This window comes from Haladaptatus sp., from assembly GCF_049589095.1.
Taxonomy (GTDB): Archaea; Halobacteriota; Halobacteria; order Halobacteriales; family Haladaptataceae; genus Haladaptatus.
In genome coordinates this window covers 1-5249 of sequence record NZ_JBAWAC010000248.1, presented here as the reverse complement: position 1 = coordinate 5249, position 5249 = coordinate 1, and the positions used below count along the sequence as shown (strand labels likewise).

General features: G+C 61.3%; 6 protein-coding genes. 4 read left to right on the top strand and 2 right to left on the bottom strand.

The features are described from left to right. Positions 1 to 354: flavodoxin domain-containing protein (locus WBV42_RS08135; RefSeq protein ID WP_423985582.1), on the top strand; the 354-nt coding region annotated here is incomplete at its 5' end. Between the two features lie 2 nt (positions 355 to 356). Here the strand turns inward: WBV42_RS08135 and WBV42_RS08130 are convergent. Beyond that, a complete protein-coding gene (locus WBV42_RS08130; protein ID WP_423985581.1) occupies positions 357 to 752 on the bottom strand; it encodes a DUF302 domain-containing protein in 396 nt (131 codons plus the stop codon). A gap of 164 nt (positions 753 to 916) precedes the next feature. On the opposite strand from WBV42_RS08130, the gene WBV42_RS08125 reads away from it, so the two are divergent. From WBV42_RS08125 to WBV42_RS08115, 3 genes are all read left to right on the top strand, one after another. Then, on the top strand, positions 917 to 1069 hold the full coding sequence (locus WBV42_RS08125; protein ID WP_423985580.1) for a hypothetical protein: 153 nt from the start codon (positions 917 to 919) through the stop codon (positions 1067 to 1069). Positions 1070 to 1168: 99 nt separating this feature from the next. Continuing rightward, the gene (locus WBV42_RS08120; RefSeq protein ID WP_423985579.1) at positions 1169 to 2275 is read left to right on the top strand and encodes an MBL fold metallo-hydrolase; all 1107 of its coding nucleotides are present in this window, start codon (positions 1169 to 1171) and stop codon (positions 2273 to 2275) included. 68 nt (positions 2276 to 2343) lie between these two features. Then, positions 2344 to 3615, top strand: coding sequence for an MFS transporter (locus WBV42_RS08115; RefSeq protein ID WP_423985578.1), 1272 nt, complete (start codon positions 2344 to 2346; stop codon positions 3613 to 3615). Positions 3616 to 3648: 33 nt separating this feature from the next. Here WBV42_RS08115 and WBV42_RS08110 read toward each other — a convergent pair whose 3' ends face one another. Then, on the bottom strand, positions 3649 to 4887 hold the full coding sequence (locus WBV42_RS08110; RefSeq protein ID WP_423985577.1) for a permease: 1239 nt from the start codon (positions 4885 to 4887) through the stop codon (positions 3649 to 3651). Between the last annotated feature and the right edge of the window lie 362 nt (positions 4888 to 5249).

The window sequence follows — 5249 nt, the reverse complement described above, 5'->3', positions numbered from 1 at the left end:
GTCACACGCTACGTGAAAAAACAGGTGGACGAGTTGAACCGGCTCCCGTCCGCGTTTTTCTCCGTGAGTCTTACCGCCGCCGAGGACACCGACGAGGCGCGGGACCGCGCCCGTCGATACGTCGCGGCGTTCCTCGCGGAAACGGGGTGGAATCCGGACGAAACCGCCGTCATCCCGGGGGCGCTCAAATACAGACAGTACGGCACGCTCAAGCGGTTCGTCATGAAACAGGTCGCGAAACGGACGAGCGGGGACAGCGACACGTCGCGGGAGTATGAGTACACGGACTGGACGGATGTCGAGAGCTTCACGACCGACTTCGTCGGGTCGTTGGAGAAATCGTCCGCGAGGTAATTTTACTCGTCGGAAAGCGACGCCAGCACGCGGTCGAACCGACTTTTGACGTCGTCGGCGATGCCGTCCAGTTCCGGACTGTCCACGACCGAGAGCATCGTTTCGGGGTCAACCATGCTGACCACCACGCCGTCGTCCGTCTCGTAGACGACGACGTTACAGGGGAGCAGGGTGCCGAGGTCGGATTCGGCGTCGAGTCCCTGCTTCGCCAGCGGCGGGTTGCACGCGCCGAGAATCCGGTAGTTCGGGTAGTCCTCGATGTCCAGTTTCTTCGCGAACGCCTCGCTCACGTCGATGTCCGAGAGGATGCCGAACCCCTCGTCGGCCAGCGCGTCGGTCGTTCGCTCGACGACCTCGTCGAATTTGCCGTCCACTTGCCGCTTTTCGTAGTACGTCATCGGCTTTCCCTACGGCGTCGGGGATGTTAGTAGTTGAGGTTTCGGTCAGGTTGTCTTGCAATGATGGAACAATACAAGTGGCTGCAGCACCTATCTTCACCCGTGGCGTTCATCGCCCTATCCGTCGAAACGACTCCCGCGACGAACGTCGATAACGGAGAACCATGACCCAACGAACCGATTCCGGCGACGCGTGTACGATCGACGACGGACCGAACTGTCGCACGTCCCCCGTCGAACAGTACGCTCTGTTCGTGAAACGAATCGCGCGAAAAGTACGGGGAATCGTCGGTTCGAACCCGGAGCGGGAGCGGTAAAGTCGTCTTTTCAGCGGTTGCTCGGCCTCGAATTGCCAAAGCGGGCAACGAACGTGGAAATCCACAGGTTTATCAATACTGTATTTCATAGTATTGTGTATGTCGAGCAATACCGATATCAGCCCGACGGAAGTCGCTGCACGGCTCCGAGACGGTGATAATGACCTGTACGTCCTCGACGTTCGAAACGAGGACGACTACGAGGAGTGGAACATCGACGGAAGCCACAACGTCCCCGTCTACGACCAACTATCCGGCGGGAACACCATCGGACTCGAACAGTCGCTCGATGACGTCCCCGACGACGCGGAAGTCGCAACCGTCTGTGTCGCTGGCGTCATCTCACAGCGGGCCGCACAGGTGCTCCGAAACAACGGCTACGACGCCAAATCGATGCAAGGTGGCATGCGTGGCTGGGCGATGGTGTATCAGGCCTACGACGTGACGGACTCGGACGCTGTCACACAGATCGTCCGTCCCGGTACCGGCTGTCTTTCGTACCTCGTCGCGGATGGCGGCGAAGCGCTCGTCGTCGACCCAGGCCAGCACACCGATGTGTATCAGAACCTCGCCGACACGCGTGACCTCGACATCGTGGCAGTCGCGGACACGCACGCTCACGCTGACCACATCAGCGGGGGGCGTGACCTCGCCGCGGCGGAGGACGTTCCGTACTATCTCCACGATACGGACGCCCGCGAACTCGACCGGTACACCGCGGTCGAAGACGGTGACGTGATTTCGGTCGGAAGCTACGACGTCGAAATCCTGTTCACGCCGGGGCACACCCGCGGAAGCATCTCCTTCCTCGTCGGTGACGCCCTTCTGAGCGGTGACACGCTGTTCGTTCGAAGCGTCGGCCGACCCGACCTCGAAGGCGGGAGCGATGTCGCCCGTGAGGGCGCGACACTCCTTTTCGACAGTTTGGATCGACTCGCCGACCTCTCGGACGACACCGTCGTCCTCCCCGGACACTTCAGCGACGAGGAGATACGACCGCTCGGCGCGACCATCGAGCACCTCGAAGCGAACAACGAACTGTTCGGCATGGACACGAAGTCGGCGTTCATCGAGACGATCCTCGAAGACCTGCCGGACACGCCCGCGAACTACAACCGAATCAAGCGCGTGAACACCGGCAAAGAACGGGCTACTGCGGAAGCCGAAACGCTCGAACTCGGCCCCAACAACTGCGCGTCGAACTGAACTCGACTCTCCGTTCGAAAACTGAACTCGATTCCCCCCTCGAAAACTGATCCCGAATCCTCCTTCGAATGAACTACACACAGGGTATCCGACGCAACTGGCGGCAGTTCGCCCTTCAGTTGTTCGTCGTGTTCGCCGTCGGACTCACCATCGGCTCCGAACGGACCGTCGTTCCGGTCCTCGGCCGCGACGTTCTCGGCGTCGAGTCGATCCTCGTCATCGGGTCGTTCGTCGTCAGTTTCGGCTTCGTCAAAGCGATTCTGAACCTCTATGGCGGCAAATGGGCCGAGGAGTTCGGTCGTCGGCGCGTGCTCATCGCCGGATGGCTCGTGGCGCTGCCGATTCCGTTCGTCCTCATCTACGCGCCCAACTGGTGGTGGATAACCGGAGCGAACGTGCTACTGGGCGTGAACCAAGGGCTCGCGTGGAGTATGAGCGTCAACGCCAAGATCGACCTCGCGGGAAGCGAGGCACGCGGACTCGCGGTGGGGTTGGACGAGGCGTTCGGCTACGGCGGCGTCGCGGTCGGGTCGTGGGTTACCGGGGTCGTCGCGGCTCAATACGGACTCCGACCCGAACCGTTCTACGGCCTGCTCGGCGTCGTCATTCTCGCTGGCCTCGTTTCCGTCCTCTTCGTGGAGGAAACGCTCCCGTACGCACGGGCCGAGTCCGATGGGAACGAGACGGACGCCGACTTGTCGTTTTCCGAGGTCGTCAAACGAGCGACGTACGGCGATCAGACGCTGTTCGCGGCGGCACAGGCGGGCAGCGTGGAGAAGTTCGTCGACGTTCTCGTCTGGATCGCGTTTCCACTGTATCTCTCCGCGTCCGGACTCGGCGTCGCCCAAATCGGTCTCGTCGTCGGCGTCTACGGCGGCGTCTGGGGTGTACTCCAACTGTGGACCGGCCGACTCGCCGATAAAATCGGGCGTCGGCCGCCGGTCGTCGCCGGAATGTTCGTCGCCGGTGCGGGCGTGCTGGCGACCACTCTCGTCTCCGGATTTTCGTCGTGGGTCGTCACGGCGGGCGTGACGGGAGTCGGGATGGCATTGTTGTATCCCAACCTCATCACGGTCGTCGGCGACGCCGCACATCCGTCGTGGCGAGCGACTGGACTCGGCGTGTATCGGATGTGGCGCGATGCCGGATACGGGTTCGGAGCGGTCGTCATCGGAATCACGGCCGACGTGTTCTCCATCCAGGACGCGTTCTACGTGACCGCATACGCGATGTTCGTTTCCGGGTTCATCGTTCTCGTCTCGATGCGCGAGACACACCCGACGCTTGGCGAGTACGAGCGGCCGCGAACCGCCGAGCGAAACTCGGTGTCGGACGAGTAACCGGAGACATGAGAAAACCGAGGACGTGAGAATTTAGTCCGCGTGGGCGGCCATCTCTTCTTCCCCTTCGCCGCTCGATTCGAAGTAGGTGACGTACAACTGCGCGGCGAAGACGACGGTGAAAATCACGTCGAGTACCGTCGTGTAGGCGTGCGGGACCGATCCGCCCGTCGCGTTGTGCTTCGGAATCAATCCACCGGCGGCCCACGCGTAGTGGGTGACGATACCGGCTACCGTCGCTACGACGAAGATGGAGACGAACAGCACCGCCGCCATCCGCTTGCCGTAGTATTTCCGGTACATGTCCACGATGTTCGGGACGATGAGGTCGGCGTAGATGAACGACATGACGCCGCCGAACGGGATGCCCGCGTTCCACAGCACGAGCGCGAAGGGGACGTTCGCCACCGAGCAGACGAACGTGATGATGCCCACGAGGACACCGATGGCCGACCCGAGGATCACCCACCCGACGGTTCCCTCCGGAACGAGCGTGAACAACTGTGCCCACCACGCTCTGGGGATGAACGCCGCGAGGAGCGAGGCGACGATGAACCCGACGACCAGGTCGTCCCACAGCATCTGCCACTCGCCGATGGCGTTCCGGAAGGCGTTCTTCCACCCCGAGACGGTGAGCAGTTTGTCCTTCCACGTCGCGTCCTCCTGCTGATTGACGAACGTCTCCTTGCAGGATTGTGAACAGAAGTACTCCGTCCCTCCCTCCGTCTCGACGCTGAGCGTGCTCTCGTCGTTCGGGTCCACCTCCATGCCACAGACGGGGTCACGGACGGTACCGCTCTCCTCCTCGTCCGACCGAACGTGGTCGCGGGCCGCGTCGAACCACGAGTCCGGGACGACGTACTTCGTGATGGCGGCGAGCAACAGGATCATCAGAATCCCGCCGAACACGTCGGCGGCGACGAACTGCCACCCGAGCAGGATCCACATCACCAGTCCGATTTCGATGACGAGGTTCGTGCTGGCGAACTGAAACCCGGCGAACGAGGCTTCCGGCGATGCACCCTTTTTGAACAGCGATTTCGTGGTCGCGACGGCCCCGAACGAGCAACTGGACGAGATCATCCCGAAGAAACTCCCGATGGTGATCTCCCGCAATCCACGCCCCCCCAGCAGGTTCGTCATCCGCTCTTCGCTTACGAACGCCTGTACCGCTCCCGAAATCGTGAATCCGAGGACGAGCGCCCACCACGTTTTCCACGTCATCTCCCCGAAGAACGTGGCGGCGTCGGTCAGACTCCCTGCGATGTTCATGGAAACTAGTACGGCATCGAGGTTTTCTACAGTTGCGGCTAAAGGGGAAAATCCTTTGGCGTCCCGTTTCGCCCGACTAATGACCTGCGCCAGCCGCTGTAACGCCGAATTCGATCGGAATGGCCATTATCGAGCTGGATTTCGAAACTCTATCGCCACACCAAACTAATATCCTTCGATTAAAAGACGACCGTTCCTTTCTTTCTGAGATGGTATCGTGCTCTCGTGTCGCTGTGATTCGTCGTTCCGACGACTCACTGGCGTATTTCCATGCTCGTGCTCGCCATCAGCCACTGGGTGTCCGAATCGTCGGGGTTCCGTAACTCGACCCAGCCGTTGTCACAGAACAACATCTCGTACTC